Genomic DNA, 14,801 nt, shown 5'->3' with positions numbered 1-14,801 from the left:
TTCCGCCAACCCTGCATAGTGTGAAGTTTTAATGACATGACCTCCCGCACCCCGATCTGGAAAGCCATCGCAACAACCCTGCGCAGCGAGATTGCCGAAGGCATGTATCAAAAAGGGGATAAGTTACCGACCGAGGCCGCCTTTGCCGCGCGGTTTGGTGTGAACCGTCATACGGTACGTCAAGCCGTTTCGGCCTTGGTGGCGGAAGGGATTGTTCATTCCCGCCGCGGCGCTGGTGTGTTTGTAACCATGCAACCGGCAGATTACCCCATTGGACGCCGTGTTCGGTTTCACCAAAACCTGACCGCCGCAGGCCGCACGCCGGCCAAATCCGTTCTATCGCTTGAAACGCGTATTGCCCGCCCCGCCGAAGCCGAGGCGCTTGACCTTGAGCGTGATGCGATGGTCCACAGCTATGAGGGGCTATCACTGACCGAAAACCAGCCAATTGCCCTGTTCCGCAGTGTTTTTCCCGCTGAGCGCTTTCCACAGATGTTGGACCATCTGCGCGACAACCCGTCAGTCACAATGGCGCTCGCGCAGTTTGGCATTGATGACTACACCCGTGCCTCCACGCGGATTAACGCAAAGCTGGCAACAGCGACCCAAGCGCTGCACCTGCGGATAGCCGAAGGCGCGCCGATTTTACGGACAATCAGCGTAAATGTGGCCACAGACGGCACGCCCGTTGAGGTCGGACGCACCTGGTTTGCGGGGGATATGGTGACGCTGACGTTATCGGACGATTAAGGCGCGTTTATGCGTAGCGTTCCAGAAAAGCCTCGGCACCCAAGGTCCGGAAATCATCCAACGCCGTGCACAGCCGCTCATGCGGCCAGTCCCACCACGCCAGCGTCATCAGCCGCTCCGCCACCGCGCTGGTAAATCGCGCACGCAAAGGAACCGCCGGCACACCCGCCACAATCATATAGGGCGGGACATCCTTGGTCACAATTGCTCCACTGGCAACCACCGCGCCGTGGCCGATTGTAACGCCCGGCCGAACCTGTGCGCCGTGGCCCAGCCATGTGTCATGGCCAATCGTCGTGCGCCGGCTACGCCTGTGGACGAACCATGCCTCGTCATTGCTGGCATCGTCAAAATAGTCGCCTGAACGATAGTGGAAGTGATGCAGACTCGCCTTCTCCATCGGGTGATCCGTTGCCCCGATCCGCACGAATGCCGCGATATTCGAGAACTTGCCAACAGTGGTATTGGCGATGTCGCAAAACCGATCGCAATACGTGTAATCGTCGAAATGACTATGGGCCATGCGGGTGGCGCGCCCGATCTCGACGTATCTGCCAAAGCTGGCATCGGTCAGCTCACACTCGGGGTGCACAAACGGCTGGTCTGCTCGCAGACGGGCCATAATTAATGCCCTCCCTCGTCGCCCTGGATCAGCTTGCGGCGCAGCCAACCGGACAATGTATCCATCGCCATCACCAACATAATAATCAAAACGATGTAATATGTGACCTCTTCCCAGTCCTTCTGCGTGGCAATCGCCTGTGTCAGCAGCAAACCGATACCGCCGCCGGTAATTGCGCCAATGATCGTCGCCGAGCGGGTGTTGGATTCGAGATAATAAAGGATCTGGCTCAGGAAAACCGGCATCACCTGCGGGAAAACACCAAATCGGTAGCGTTGCGCAGGCTTCGCCCCTGTCGAGCTGATGCCTTCGATCTGCTTGCCGTCCACATTCTCCAGTGTTTCGGAGAACATTTTGCCGAAGGTGCCGGTATCTGTCAGCAAAATCGCCAAGGCACCGGTGAGCGGCCCGGGCCCAAAGGCGCGGCTTAGCACAATGGTCCAGATCAACCCGTCCACGCCGCGCAAAAAGTCGAACACCCGACGCGCGGCAAACCGAAATACGCCAAGGGGCGTGAAATTCCGCGCCGCTAGAAACGCCAATGGCAAAGCGACAATGGCCGCACCGAATGTTCCCAAAAATGCCATCAATAACGTCTCAAGCAATGCCCAGAACACATCGCCATGCCGCCACATCTTGTTGGTCCAGAAGTCCTGTACAATGGCACCCGCCTCGCCATGCAATGCACGGTCCAGCAATTGCAACAAACCCATGCCGTGATAGGGGCTGTCGAGTGTGAAAAAGAACAATTCCCAGCCGTAGCTATATTTGAAAACCTCCGCACGGGCGCGGGTGATGGTCAGCCGCCCTGCGTCTGTGGCAATCATCACGCGGTTCTTAGAGGCATTGATATAATCGGGCAGATCGCCCGCCGGAAAGACTGCATGTACGCCGCTGCGATCCGGCCGCGCTGTCACCAGCCCGTAATCCGGGATGTCATAGCGAACCTGCGGGCCAAGCGTGACCACGTTACCCTCACCAAGATCGACAATTGTCTCCTCGCCCAAGGTGACCCAATCAGGGGCCATGCCTTCGGGGTATTGGCCCTTGCGTTCACCTTCGACCGCAATTGTGACCGCGCCGTTGCGGTTATCCTGCTGCACATGGGTTTTGTAACTATAGCTATCGGACACTAATGTACGCGCGTTATCAAGATTGATCCGCTGGCTAAGACCAGCCACATCGAACGAAACACAGATATAGGCAAAATAGCCAAGAACCACCAAAGGCGCGGCAATCGCCAAACGTGTTTTGCGGCTAAATTGCCTAGTCGTAGCGGCATAGATGCTGGCCGAGGTCATGCGGTCACCTGTGAAGTTGCTGTGCCATGTGTCAGCCGGTTGCGCAGAACGCTGGAAAGTTGATCGACTGCGACAATTGTCAAAAAGAGCAGGATAAAGATTGCTGCGGCCTCGTCATATTTTCCGACGCCCCAGCTCATTGTGTTGCGCAGGTCATAGCCGATGCCCCCTGCCCCGACAAAACCCAGAATGGCCGAAGCACGGATGTTGACCTCAAAGCGCAGCAGCGCATAGCTGAGGTAATTCGGGGCCACCTGCGGGATAATGCCCAGCCACATCTGCTGGCTCCAGTTTGCCCCGACCGAGGCGAGCCCCTCTATCGGCTTGAGAGAAGCATTCTCATTCACTTCTGAGAAAAGTTTACCCATCGCGCCCACCGAATGCAGCGCAATGGCGATCATTGCAGGGACAGGCCCGCCGCCAAGTGTAAAAATCAACACCAGAGCGATCACAATTTCAGGGACCGCACGCAGAATATCCAGCAGGCGCCGCAGCGGAGCCACAAGCCACGGCACAGGGGCAAGGCCGCGGGTCATCATCAAGGACATCAGCAACCCCAAAAGCCCGCCAAGCAAAGTAGACGCCGCAGCAATATTGATCGTTTCAATCAACGAAGGGAAGTATTTCACAAGGTAGCCCGGCATCAGCGGAGCCCGCTCGACCGCTTCGCTCAGCATTGCTGCGGGAAAGTCGAAGATATTGCTGATCCCGTCCCAGAACCCGCCTGCATTGCGGCTATCAGCGGTGTAGAATCCCGATACCAGCAGGGCCAGAAAAACAATCAGGAAGATGGAGTTCATCAACCGCTTGCGTTTGATCTGCGCAAGATATGCTTCACTGCGCTCCACGGCCTGTACGCCGCGTATTCTTTTTTCAGCCATGCCGGCCCCCGTGAAAATAGCTGGCCCCGGATGAGCATCCGGAGCCAGTATTTATTGCAAATTCAGTAGCTTTAATTGGATTTAGCCAAACGGGCCGCAACGATGGACGTATATGCATCATGGGTGATCGGATCAAAACCGCTGACCTCACCGCCCGCCAGTGCAGTTGCGCAATCGGGGTCGGTTTCGCCCATTGTGTCGATGATTTCGGTCACTTTCGCACGTACGTCGTCAGGCAATGCATTGCGAAGAACCACAGGCTCACCGGGGATCAGTTTTGAGCGCCAGATCTCAGAAATGTCGTTCATATCGATCAGACCGGCATCAACTGCCTTGCGCAGCGCGCCGAAGGTATAGCCGTCTTCCCAGTCACCCTGTCCATCCGTCCATGTCACACCTGCATCCACATCGCCATTGTTCACGGCAACGATGGTTTGCTCATGGCCGCCAGTGAATTTCACTTCGCCGAAATAGTCGCCATTTTCCATCGTCGCATTGATCTGGCCAGGGATCTCGACCGAGGGGATCAGATAGCCGGAGGTCGAGTTCGGGTCACCGAAACCGAACACTTTGCCCTTCATGTCATCAAGCGATTTTACGCCGCTGTCATTGCGTGCGAAACCAACCGAATAGTAACCTGTGCTGCCGTCAACATTCACTTTCACTAGGATCGGGGACACTGCATCTTTATCTGCGATGTGAACCGCTGCGTAGGATGACGGGCCCATCAGCGACAGATCAATTGTGCCGCCCAGAAGCCCCTGAATCACCCCGTTATAATCCGCAGGCGCGAAGAGTTTGGTCGGCACGCCAAGCGCATCTTCGATTTTGGTGCGCAGGCATTCATTGCTGTTCATACGGTCTTGGGCATTTTCCCCGCCCAGAATACCGATGCGGAATTCATCAATGGCTTGCCCTTCGGCGAATGCGCCAGTGGCCAGTGCAGTGGTCATAAGGGCAAGGGTGATCGTCTTTTTCATCTGTCTTCTCTCTTGAATAATGCACCTGCAGGTGCGCGTTTTTCGGGCGTGTTACTGGGCTGCAATTGCCGAGACAGCATGCAACGCAGGCGCGGCTGTCTCGATCTGCGTAGAGGTTGTGGCTTCGGAAAAGCTTGCGTCCGCGCCATAGATCTCGCGGGCGGTATCGGTGGTAAGTTCCTCTGGAAGGCCATCAAAAACGATCTGACCGCCGCGCATACCAATCACACGGTCGCAATAGCGGCGTGCCGTATCCAGCGTGTGCAGGTTGGCAATGACCATCCGCCCGTCTTGTTCATGGATGTCGCGCAAGGATTGCATCACGACCTGCGCATTCATCGGGTCGAGCGAAGCAATCGGCTCATCCGCCAGAATAATCCGCGGATCCTGCATCAAGGCGCGCGCAATAGCGACACGCTGTTGCTGGCCTCCCGACAGGGCTTCGGCGCGTTTTGGCGCGTGCTCGGCAATGCCCAGACGCTCCAGAATATCAATGGCGCGGTGAATGTCCTCATCAGGGTACAAGTTGAACATCGTCGCCATAGTCGAGCGTCGGTTCAGGGTCCCGTGAAGCACATTGGACACCACATCCATACGCGGCACCAGATTGAATTGTTGGAAAATCATCGCGCATTGCGACTGCCAGCGGCGTTTGGCTGCGCCACGCAGCCCCGAAACGTTTTGCCCGTCAAAGCTGATACTACCCGAAGAGGTATCTGTCAGACAGTTCAGCATTCTCAGCAGCGTGGACTTGCCCGCCCCTGATCGTCCGATGATACCGATCATCATGGGCTTATCGACGACAAAGCTGGCCGCGTGTACGGCGGTGTTTGCTCCAAATGTTTTCGTGACTTGATTAAATTTCAGCATAGCAATCCCCTACGTTGGAAGATCCCTACGGTGTCGAGGAGACACATTTGCGATAATTTAATTAAGCTATTGTAACAAGGTTTACTAAAACTGCACCAAACCGGAGCCATGCGCCATTGGGACGGCTGCATATATATCACACACATAAACCTGTGCGTGCCTAGTTAAATCTCCTTACAAATTATTAACGTTTATATCTCCATGTTTACATTATGATGCTAAAAATATTGACAAATTGCCGACACATTCAGGTGTTACAGTATAACTGGACATCCATCAAAGAAAGCCCACGCTATCGTGAACACACCCGCCACCTTCACGGCTTTCGTATCTGAAACAAAAATGGCAAGCCGCCCCGAAAATTCCCCAAGCACCGAACGCCAATCCGGACTATACTCATGGTTGTAGTTCACCGCTCAGAATCACATGGATCCTCAAAGTGACGCAGAATTTAGAAAACCTTTCTTACGAAGAGCGCATTGCGCAGGTTCGCAAGCGTTTCATCCATACGCTGGAAGAAAAGTTGGGTGATATTGCAGATGCTATTCAAATGGCACCTGAGACCTGTTCTGACGAAACCCAAGCCCACAAGCTCCACCGAATGCTCCATGACATGGGCGGAAATGCTGCTATGCTTGAATTTGACGAAATTGAAAAAATCATCCGTTACGGCGTGGATATAGCCGAGAAGGCGGATATCGAGGGTTCCGAATTGACCCAAGACCAAAAGACCCGCCTCGCTGCGATTGTGGATGATGCTATTGCCGCCGGTGCCCTATTGAGAGAGCAGTATTGAGATTATGAAGAACTTTTTCCTTCTGACCGCGTCGGTTAGTTTTTTAGCACTTGGTGCTCACGCTCAACCCCTCACCGCACAGCAAGGCACCGCCCCGGCGGCGCAGCAGCCTGCTTTGGGTACCTTAATTCGCAACACGACATTTCGTGATCTAGGTTTCAGCGAAGGGGTGTCATTCACCCAGCTGTCCGGTCAGTCAGAGCTCTTTTTCCCGATCCCCGATGCGGCGCCGCTGCGCGCGGGCGAACTGACACTGAATATCGAACACGGTGCCACCAACGCTGTGGAGCGCTACCTGCAGGTCAAGATCGGCAACCGGATTGCCGCCTCAATCGGCCTTGAGGTCGAGGGCGGCAAGATTACCCTGCCTGTCGAAATCCGCCCCGACGACATTCGCAACGGATTTTTGACAGTAGGCCTAGCCTATTCCGGCGCATTTTCCGAATTCATCTGCGTAGACGAACGTGCCTCGGGTGATTTTGTGCAAATCGCGCCCGACTCCGCACTTTCGCTTACACTGGACGCGTCCGAGATTGACACACCTGTCGAATTCAACGGCTTTCGCCCGTCTAAAGTATACGTAAAGACACCCTCGGGCACTGAGGCTGCCGGCCTCGCGGCGCTTGTCCGCGCGGCAACCCTGTTCGGGGCCGAACAAGGCGGCGTGGCATTCGGCGCAGCACCACTTGCACCGGACGGGGCTGAATGGACATCCAGTGCCATTGCGTTGGATGTGACGACAACTGGCCCCGAAAGCGAGATGGAAGTCGTTCAATCCGGCACCCGCCTCACCTTGCAAGTAAGCGGCACCGATCCCCAACTGGGGCTGTCACAACTGGCGTCACAATGGGCCGGTCTGGCCGATGGGGACACCAATGTGGTCCGGACCATTGATACCCCGACCACCTCGGCCAATTCAGTAAGCTTGGCCACGCTGGGTGGTGATCTGCGTGAAAAGCTGATCATTTCGTCCGATCAATATGTGATCCCGTTCCAATCTTCGGATTTACCCGCAGGCAAGACAGTCTCACAAGTGGACCTTATGCTGGCCGCCGCACTTGATCCTTCGGGGACCGGCGCGAGCGCGACCGTCTATCTGAACGATACGCTTCTTGGCGCACGGTCATTGGAGCGCGGGCAGCCCGAACGTGTAAAATTTGATGTACCTGATGGGTTGATCAGCCGCGACAACGTCTTGCGCGTCTCCTTCCAACGCCAACCCTCGGGCGGTCAATGCCGCGTGAAACCCCAAGGGTTTGCCGTACAGCTACTGCCCGGCAGCACACTGGAGCTAAAAAACCTTCCGGGCGGGGATGAGAATTTCTTCCAGCTTCGTCAGGAATTTTCCCGAGGCGCGCAGGTCTTTGTGGATCCCGCACTTGAACTGAGCCAAACTGCCCTGATGCCTTGGCTTGGCAGCGTCGCAGGCACGATCATTCCCGACAGCGCCCCGATTATTGCACGCAACGCGCTGGTCGACATTAACGCTGACGCGCCATTCCTGATCGTATCGGCCGAAAATCCGGGCGATGGTGAGCCGCTGATAACAGCCGACAAAGGCCGCATTGAGATACGCGACCGCAACGGCGATCTGATGTTTGACGGCGAGGCGCTGGAGCGTTTCGGCATCGTACAGATGATCACCCGTAATGGTGTCAACGGTATCTGGCTTCGCCCCGGCACAGGGCCGGCCCCTGATGCGTCCCAACAAACGCCCTTTGTTCTGGACCGTGGCGATTTTGCCTTGGTCGGGCAGGAAGGTGTGGTCGTGTCCACATCTACCCGGAGCAATTCGTTGATTGATGTCGTCTATCCCGACCAGACGACCTTTGTAGAGATCCTTGATAAATACCGGCCATGGATTGTCGGCGGTGTCTGGCTTGCCCTGACGTTGATGGTTCTGGCGGTTTTCCAGCGGATCTATCGCCGCCGCCGCGACGCAAAGACGGACGCCTAGACCGTCATGGCGCTTGATGCCGACAGTGAAGCCATAGGTGATTTGCTGCTCGATCGGGAGGTGATTTCTCCCGATCAGTTGCAAGCCGCCGAAGAGCTTGCCGAAGACTGGGGTGTATCCTTGGTCAAGGTGCTGCTGTCGCGCCGTTGGCTCACCTCGGACCAACTGTATGAAAGCCTTGCCTTTCACTATCAGCTTCCCCTGCTCAATCTGATGGAGCAACCACCCGATGATGCGCTGATCAGGCAGTTTGATCCGCGCACGATGAATGACCGGATGACCGTCCCGTTGGCCAAAGCGGATGGCGTGATCACAGTCGCCACAGCCCGCCCCGGACCGGCCACTCTTTTGCATGTGCGCGAAACATTCGGGGCTGATACACAAATCGTTATCGCCTCGCATTTTGATATCTCATGGTCCTTGCAGCGCGCCTTTCGCGAACAACACTCCCATGATGCGGTTTTTGCATTGGCCGAATTAGACCCCGAAATGTCGGCGCAAAACGTGATTACGCCGCCGCAAATTCTGGTGCTCTACTTACTCTTGTCCGCCTTTTTGCTGGGTATGATGTTTGCGCCTATCGGCACGCTTATCGCGATCAACGTTGTACTGACCGTGTTTTACACCGGCAATTTCCTGTTCAAGGCGATACTGGTCTGGGTTGGCGGCTCCGCACAGGAGCATTCCTCCCGCGCGATTGCTGCAGAGGCCGGATTGCTGCGTGACGAAGACCTGCCCACCTATACCGTGCTTGTGCCCATGTTCCGCGAGCCCGAGGTGTTGCCCATCCTCACCCAAGCGCTGCGCAATCTGGACTATCCTTTGGCCAAGCTCGACATCAAGATTGTGCTTGAAGAGGACGATCACGAGACGATTGATGCCGCACGTAGCCTCAATCTCGAGGGGGTGTTCGAGATCATCCGCGTGCCAGCCTCGCATCCTCAGACCAAACCCAAGGCGTGCAACTATGCCCTGCGGTATTCACAAGGTGATTTTCTGGTTATCTTCGACGCGGAAGACAAACCCGAACCCGATCAGCTGAAGAAAGTTGTGGCGGCATTCAACCAGTCACCCGATAATACGGCCTGCATCCAATGCCGGCTGAACTACTACAATGCCCGTGAAAACTGGCTGACGCGGATGTTCACGCTGGATTATTCTCTGTGGTTTGACCTGATGCTGCCGGGCCTTGAAAAATTGAAAGTCCCGATCCCTTTGGGTGGCACGTCAAATCACTTTCGTATGGACGTTTTGCGCGAACTCAACGCCTGGGACCCTTTCAACGTCACCGAAGACGCGGACCTCGGCATTCGCCTGACGCAAAAAGGCTATCGGGTCGGCGTGATCGACTCCACGACCTTTGAAGAGGCAAACGTATCTATCCCCAACTGGATCCGGCAACGCTCCCGTTGGATCAAAGGGTATATGCAAACCTTTCTGGTCCACAGCCGCCGCCCCGTTCACCTGTGGCGGACGGTCGGTCCGGCCGGTGTCTTTGGCTTTATCTTCTTTATTGGCGGCACTTTTCTGTCCGGTTTGCTGAATCCGGTTTTCTGGTCGGTCTTTGCCATCTGGATGATCTTTGGCGAAGACGTAATCAGCCCCTATTTTCCGCTTCCGGTGTTGTATCTGTCGCTGCTCAACTTGCTGGCAGGGAACGGGCTGCTGATCTATCTCACGATGGTGGCCCCGTTCAGGCGCCGCTGGACCGATCTGGCCCCTTGGGGAATTACCGTGGTCGGTTATTGGGGCTTGATGACAGTTGCCTCCTACAAGGCGTTGTCCCAACTTGTCTTTAACCCCTTCTATTGGGAGAAGACGCAGCACGGCCTGTCCAAACACACAGCCAGCGAAGTCGCCGAGGCCAGCCTCGAGAGCGAGGATGCCACCGGATGACGCGCCACGCGGGACAGCTTGCCTTTTTTATCCTGATTTTCATTGCGCTTTTGCTGACATTGGCATGGGCGCAAGGGCATGGGTTTGTGGCCGAGAGGGTCACTGTCTTATGGGCCAAAGCGATCATGCAGGTCGACGGACCCGTTAGATATAATGCCACCGATGCGTTTTTCCCGCCCTTACCCTTTGTGCTGACAATCGGGCTCCAGTGGATCACAGGCGGCACAGCGGTGCCGACACCCTTTCTTCTGTCAGCCGCACTTGGCGCTTTGATGGTCATGATGTTCTATAACAATCTGCGCGACAACGGCGGTGTTTCTGCTCTTACCAGCGCGGTTTCGGTCCTACTTTTGACGGTGAACCCGTTTTTCCTACGGGCCTTGGCAGATGGTCCCGAGGCCATCCTGACGCTGATCGGTACGTGGGTGTTTGCCCGCGGGATCGTAAACTTGCGGATTGCAGGCAATGCGCCTGATATGATGAAAGTCGCTGTCGGCTTGTTGATCGTGTCGTTGTCCAACAGTTACGGGCTGTTGATTTGTCTGGGCTCCCTGCCCTTTATGATTGTGGCTGCAAGGCCCAGTATGCTGACCGCCTCGCCCATCGGGTATCTGGTGGCTATGTTCTACCCCGTTTTGGCCGCGATCCTTTCGTTGATCTTTATATCCAAGATTTTCGACAGCGCATTGATGCCGCAGCTCGTAGAAGCGCCGCTGAACATTACCCTATGGGGGCATTTTGCAATCCTTGCCGGGCTTGCTCCGGTGACGTTGTTGGCGGCTCTGCGCAACATCGTGACGCCACAATATGTTTTGCCGTTGATTGCCGCCTTCGGGACCGTTCTCGGAGCATATTTGCTCAATACAATGTTACACGTTGAATCCGACCCGGCCTTGGCAATCGCACCGATGCTTGCGGTTCTGGTTGCCGCGATCCGTTTCTGGCCTCTCAACGCGCCCCGCGAACCTATTATCATTGCATTGCTCGCGCTGAGCCTGCTGCTGTCCCTGCTCTCACTGCGCGCCAGCCCTGACACGGAAACACGCAACTGGTTTTACGCCGCCCAAGGCAACAAACTCCCCGGCGCAAATTTAACGCAAGATGTAGCAAATTTTCTCGAGGGAAAAGACGGCATTATGGTAGACGTCGAACGAAACCCACAGATCGTGCCCACAATTGATAATATGTCACGGTTCATCGTGTCCGGACAGACGATGTACGATTGGGCTTTGCAAGGAGGCTTGATGCGTGCACCGTATATTCTACTGCGAAACACCCAAAAGGATGGCGTGGAAACTGATCGTATTGCACGACGTTTTCCAGAGCTTTCCACAAATGAGATGCCGTTCTACGACGTGGTTTTTTCGAATGAGCGTTGGCGCGTTGCAAAGCGTGTTGGTTTAAAAGGAGCGACAGAATGAACCAACGGATTATGGCGATTGACGATTCTGATATCGCGCAAGATTTTATTCGCAGCAATCTCGTTGAACTTGGCTTCAACGATGTGGTCAGCTTTCTTGACCCGCGCGAGGCACTCGAGGCCATCGAGGCTGGCGAAACCAATGCCGACCTGATTTTGATGGATATCATGATGCCGGTTATTGACGGCATCGAACTTTGCGCGCGGATCAGGGGGATCGACGCATGGCGTGATGTTCCCATCATCATGCTTACCAGTCGCAAGGATATGGATGCGCTGACCCGTGCCTTCATGGCCGGCGCGAATGATTTCGTGACCAAACCGTTCAACCGCATCGAACTGCAAGCCCGCATGAGAAGCAGCCTACGCCTGCGCGCAGAAACCGGCCGAAGACGGGCAAGCGAAAGCCGCGGCACCAAAAGCCCCGCCTCCGGTTTCGGCGGACGTGCGCAGGGCGACGCCCAGCAGAACATGCTTGGCACACAATTGGGGCTACAGAATGATCTGATGGCTTTATCCGCCGATGCGCAGTCCTCTGTTGGTATAATCGCGCTCAAAATCGACAACCTCAAAAACGAGGCCGATCTGCCAGAGGCCACGACCTCCCAGATCATTCAGGATGTGGCGCAAACACTATCCAAGGTGAACATCCGCGCCGGAGATAGCTTTGTCCATTGGGAAGATGGCCTGTTCTGTTTCGCCGGGGCCGGACTGGCTGATGATCTGCTAAAGGCGCAAGCCGAAAATTTCATCCAAGCCGTCAAAGACGCCGACCTATCAACACCACAAGCCTGGCGGCAAGTGCCCGTCACCATCAGTGCCGCTGTTTGTGTGGCCTGCGAAGCCACCACCGTTGGTCACCGCCTTGGGCAGGCGCTGAAACTGCTCGAGACGCAGACATCAGTAGACACGGCTGGCACAGTTCAAATCGTAAATGTTTAGAAAATTAATGCATACGCTATCATGAAATTGCATCGTAGTCTGGGGCGGAACAACGCCCGAAAAGTAGACGGGCGTTCCTTTCTTCCGTCGATAGCTCTGCTTTTGGTCGTCTTCATTGTCGGGACGACCTATATGGTCCGCTACGATTATACCCGTACGATGACGGACGCGCGCAACCAGCTTGCCAGTGTCTCCGAACTGTTTGAACAGTCTCTTGATTCCAAATTTGCAATCGCCAATGTTCAGATGTGGAATTTGATCAAGCTCTACGCATCCAGGCCCTCCATCGCGATTGAAGATGTCGAAGCACGCTATGGCGATCTGATGCGTCAGACCCTTCAGCAGATTGATCAGATCGACAGCCTGTTATTGCTCGACACGGACGGAACAGTTACATGGGCCTCCGTCCCCCAGATGGCCGGCATGCAGCTTGCGGATCGTCGATACTTTCAAACAGCATTAGAACTTGGCCTGAATGAATATGCTGTTGGTGTCCCGATTTACTCCAGCAGAACGGGCCGCCGCCTGACGCCAATTGCCTGGCCTGTGGTCTCTCCCTCTGGCGAGGTGCTTGGCGTGATTGCGTCCTCTCTGAGCGAGACATATTTTTCCGATGCCCTCACTCTGGAAGACATTCCCGAAGACATGCATGTCGAAATCCTCGCCGCCAACGGGGCACCTGTATTCGAGTCCCAAGAATTGGCGCAGGAGGCGGGAAAAAAAGAAATCGTCGAGTCCCGTAAAATCTCTACATTGGGCCTCACGATCAATGTGACGCGGTCGCATAACTCTGTTTTGTTACCATACTACAAACGTACATTGGGCTTTCTTCTGATCGCGACGACCCTTTTCGTAAAATCGATTAGCATGGCAATGAAGCTAAATGCCAAATCGATCCAGCTTTCCAGCAGCCTCAAGCAATCGCGCGAAACCAACCACAAACTACTCGCCGCACAACGCGAGTTTAATGCAATTTTCGACAGTGTCGGCGAAGGCATCGTGATCTTTTCCAAAGATGGCAAATTCAACCGGACAAATAGAATTGCACGCGAACTTTTAAGCCAGCAGGATAATGATCTCGCGATTGAACAGCTACGTGCCATGCTTCCGGATTTCTCTAAGATTCCCAAAGAGCTACATGTACACCGCTGCACGACCCCCGATGGTCGGGCAATCAAATGCCGCATGATGAAACTGACGTCGAACAATCAGGACGTCGCATATTGCGTACTTGCCAATGCAACCGATGAGGAACGTCTGGCCGCGGCAAGGGACAGCTTCGTGACCTCGGTAAATCACGAATTGCGCACGCCGCTTACGTCCCTATCAGGTTCGTTAAACCTGCTGGAGAACCGGTTTTCGGACGGCATTCCCGACCCTGCCAAACGTCTCATCGTCCTTGCCTCACGAAACGCCGAACGGCTTTTGATGCTGGTGAATGACATTTTGACCCTACAGGCGATTGATCAGGGGCAATTCAACCTGCGTACCAGACCGGTTATGGCCAGTGACGCGTTGGAAGAAGCCGTGGCATCAAATTCGGGATACGGATTCAATGCCCAAGTGAATCTGGCCTGCGAGCGGAGCGAGGAAGCGATCATCAACGCCGACCCTGACCGTTTGCAGCAAATATTCTCTAATCTGATATCCAACGCGATCAAATATTCCCCCCCCGGTAGCACGGTGAATATTGGCGCGGTTCAGAACGGTGATGCCTTGACTTTCTATGTGCGTGACAATGGCCCCGGCATCCCGAGCGTCGCACGTGAACGGCTATTTGACCGCTTTGCCCTGCCAGTGCACGATGGCGATGTTCAGGTCAGCGGCACAGGCCTTGGCCTTGCGATCACAAAACAGCTTGTCGAACGGCAAGATGGCAACATTAGCTTTGACACCCAAACCGCCGTTGATGATACCGGATCGACTGGTACAGTGTTCTTTGTGACATTCCCGTGCCATATCGCACACACCGCGCCCACGGAGGAAGATACATGAAAGTTCTGTTTGTCGACGACGAGGCCGATATTCGCGAGCTGATCGAGATTTCGCTGATGGTAGAGGACGACATCGACACTACGTTTGCCGCGACGGGTCAGGAAGCGATCGAATTACTCAAAGCTCAGGATTTCGACGTGATCTGTCTGGATGTTATGATGCTGCCACCCGACGGCAAAGAAGTCCTTCGCACCGCACGCAACATGGAGCGCCACGCCCAGACAAAGATTGTCATGTGCACTGCCAAAACCTCTCAGGAATCCGAAATCGAACTGATGTCTTTGGGCGCAAACCAGATTTTGCACAAACCGTTTAAACCCGTTAAGCTTGCTGAATACTTAAGAGCCGTATGAGCACGCATTTCAACCCGACCCGCCTTTCGTAAACTCTG

13 protein-coding genes are annotated in these 14,801 nt (G+C 55.1%); 8 read left to right on the top strand and 5 right to left on the bottom strand.

Annotation, left to right across the window (positions count from 1 at the left end; translation table 11 throughout):
* Positions 1–36: 36 nt before the first annotated feature.
* Positions 37–750 carry a phosphonate metabolism transcriptional regulator PhnF gene (phnF, locus tag ABJM03_RS10900; protein WP_348417415.1) on the top strand — a complete coding sequence of 238 codons (714 nt, stop codon included), beginning with the start codon at positions 37–39 and terminating at the stop codon, positions 748–750.
* A 7-nt stretch (positions 751–757) separates the two neighbouring features.
* Here the strand turns inward: phnF and ABJM03_RS10895 are convergent, their stop codons facing one another.
* From ABJM03_RS10895 to phnC, 5 genes are all read right to left on the bottom strand, one after another.
* A complete protein-coding gene (locus ABJM03_RS10895; protein ID WP_348417414.1) occupies positions 758–1,372 on the bottom strand; it encodes a chloramphenicol acetyltransferase in 615 nt (204 codons plus the stop codon).
* 2 nt (positions 1,373–1,374) lie between these two features.
* Positions 1,375–2,673, bottom strand: coding sequence for a phosphonate ABC transporter, permease protein PhnE (phnE, locus tag ABJM03_RS10890; RefSeq protein WP_348417413.1), 1,299 nt, complete (start codon positions 2,671–2,673; stop codon positions 1,375–1,377).
* Positions 2,670–3,554 carry a phosphonate ABC transporter, permease protein PhnE gene (gene phnE, locus ABJM03_RS10885; protein ID WP_348417412.1) on the bottom strand — a complete coding sequence of 295 codons (885 nt, stop codon included), beginning with the start codon at positions 3,552–3,554 and terminating at the stop codon, positions 2,670–2,672. The genes phnE (ABJM03_RS10890) and phnE (ABJM03_RS10885) overlap by 4 nt, the downstream gene beginning before the upstream one ends.
* A 71-nt stretch (positions 3,555–3,625) precedes the next feature.
* A complete protein-coding gene (phnD, locus tag ABJM03_RS10880) occupies positions 3,626–4,534 on the bottom strand; it encodes a phosphonate ABC transporter substrate-binding protein (RefSeq protein WP_348417411.1) in 909 nt (302 codons plus the stop codon).
* A gap of 51 nt (positions 4,535–4,585) precedes the next feature.
* Entirely contained in the window at positions 4,586–5,404 is an 819-nt protein-coding gene (gene phnC, locus ABJM03_RS10875) for a phosphonate ABC transporter ATP-binding protein (RefSeq protein ID WP_348417410.1), read from the bottom strand.
* Between the two features lie 439 nt (positions 5,405–5,843).
* On the opposite strand from phnC, the gene ABJM03_RS10870 reads away from it, so the two are divergent.
* The 7 genes from ABJM03_RS10870 to ABJM03_RS10840 all read left to right on the top strand — a co-directional run bounded on the left by ABJM03_RS10870 (position 5,844) and on the right by ABJM03_RS10840 (position 14,763).
* Positions 5,844–6,200: an Hpt domain-containing protein gene (locus ABJM03_RS10870; RefSeq protein ID WP_348417409.1), complete on the top strand. Its 357-nt coding sequence runs from the start codon at positions 5,844–5,846 to the stop codon at positions 6,198–6,200.
* Between the two features lie 115 nt (positions 6,201–6,315).
* On the top strand, positions 6,316–8,157 hold the full coding sequence (locus tag ABJM03_RS10865; protein ID WP_348417408.1) for a cellulose biosynthesis cyclic di-GMP-binding regulatory protein BcsB: 1,842 nt from the start codon (positions 6,316–6,318) through the stop codon (positions 8,155–8,157).
* A 6-nt stretch (positions 8,158–8,163) separates the two neighbouring features.
* On the top strand, positions 8,164–10,053 hold the full coding sequence (locus ABJM03_RS10860) for a glycosyltransferase family 2 protein (RefSeq protein WP_348417407.1): 1,890 nt from the start codon (positions 8,164–8,166) through the stop codon (positions 10,051–10,053).
* On the top strand, positions 10,050–11,474 hold the full coding sequence (locus ABJM03_RS10855) for a hypothetical protein (protein ID WP_348417406.1): 1,425 nt from the start codon (positions 10,050–10,052) through the stop codon (positions 11,472–11,474). The genes ABJM03_RS10860 and ABJM03_RS10855 overlap by 4 nt, the downstream gene beginning before the upstream one ends.
* Positions 11,471–12,415, top strand: coding sequence for a response regulator (locus ABJM03_RS10850; protein WP_348417405.1), 945 nt, complete (start codon positions 11,471–11,473; stop codon positions 12,413–12,415). Before ABJM03_RS10855 ends, ABJM03_RS10850 begins: the two co-directional genes overlap by 4 nt.
* 21 nt (positions 12,416–12,436) lie before the next feature.
* Positions 12,437–14,410, top strand: a complete 1,974-nt coding sequence (locus ABJM03_RS10845) for an ATP-binding protein (RefSeq protein WP_348417404.1) — start codon at positions 12,437–12,439, stop codon at positions 14,408–14,410.
* Positions 14,407–14,763 carry a response regulator gene (locus ABJM03_RS10840; protein WP_348417403.1) on the top strand — a complete coding sequence of 119 codons (357 nt, stop codon included), beginning with the start codon at positions 14,407–14,409 and terminating at the stop codon, positions 14,761–14,763. Before ABJM03_RS10845 ends, ABJM03_RS10840 begins: the two co-directional genes overlap by 4 nt.
* Positions 14,764–14,801 lie beyond the last annotated feature (38 nt).

The organism is Sulfitobacter sp. (assembly GCF_039977885.1).
Taxonomy (GTDB): domain Bacteria; phylum Pseudomonadota; class Alphaproteobacteria; order Rhodobacterales; family Rhodobacteraceae; genus Sulfitobacter.
The sequence above is the reverse complement of the archived record's forward strand: the minus strand, read 5'-3'. Positions and strand labels throughout refer to the sequence as shown.

Bases quoted from the DNA above. Each gene is read 5' to 3' on its own strand.
- ABJM03_RS10850 (WP_348417405.1), top strand. From the start codon at position 11,471: ATGAACCAACGGATTATGGCGATTGACGATTCTGATATCGCGCAAGAT.
- phnD (WP_348417411.1), bottom strand. From the start codon at position 4,534: ATGAAAAAGACGATCACCCTTGCCCTTATGACCACTGCACTGGCCACT.
- phnC (WP_348417410.1), bottom strand. From the start codon at position 5,404: ATGCTGAAATTTAATCAAGTCACGAAAACATTTGGAGCAAACACCGCC.
- phnE (WP_348417413.1), bottom strand. From the start codon at position 2,673: ATGACCTCGGCCAGCATCTATGCCGCTACGACTAGGCAATTTAGCCGC.
- ABJM03_RS10860 (WP_348417407.1), top strand. From the start codon at position 8,164: ATGGCGCTTGATGCCGACAGTGAAGCCATAGGTGATTTGCTGCTCGAT.
- ABJM03_RS10845 (WP_348417404.1), top strand. From the start codon at position 12,437: ATGAAATTGCATCGTAGTCTGGGGCGGAACAACGCCCGAAAAGTAGAC.
- ABJM03_RS10855 (WP_348417406.1), top strand. From the start codon at position 10,050: ATGACGCGCCACGCGGGACAGCTTGCCTTTTTTATCCTGATTTTCATT.
- phnE (WP_348417412.1), bottom strand. From the start codon at position 3,554: ATGGCTGAAAAAAGAATACGCGGCGTACAGGCCGTGGAGCGCAGTGAA.
- ABJM03_RS10895 (WP_348417414.1), bottom strand. From the start codon at position 1,372: ATGGCCCGTCTGCGAGCAGACCAGCCGTTTGTGCACCCCGAGTGTGAG.
- ABJM03_RS10840 (WP_348417403.1), top strand. From the start codon at position 14,407: ATGAAAGTTCTGTTTGTCGACGACGAGGCCGATATTCGCGAGCTGATC.
- phnF (WP_348417415.1), top strand. From the start codon at position 37: ATGACCTCCCGCACCCCGATCTGGAAAGCCATCGCAACAACCCTGCGC.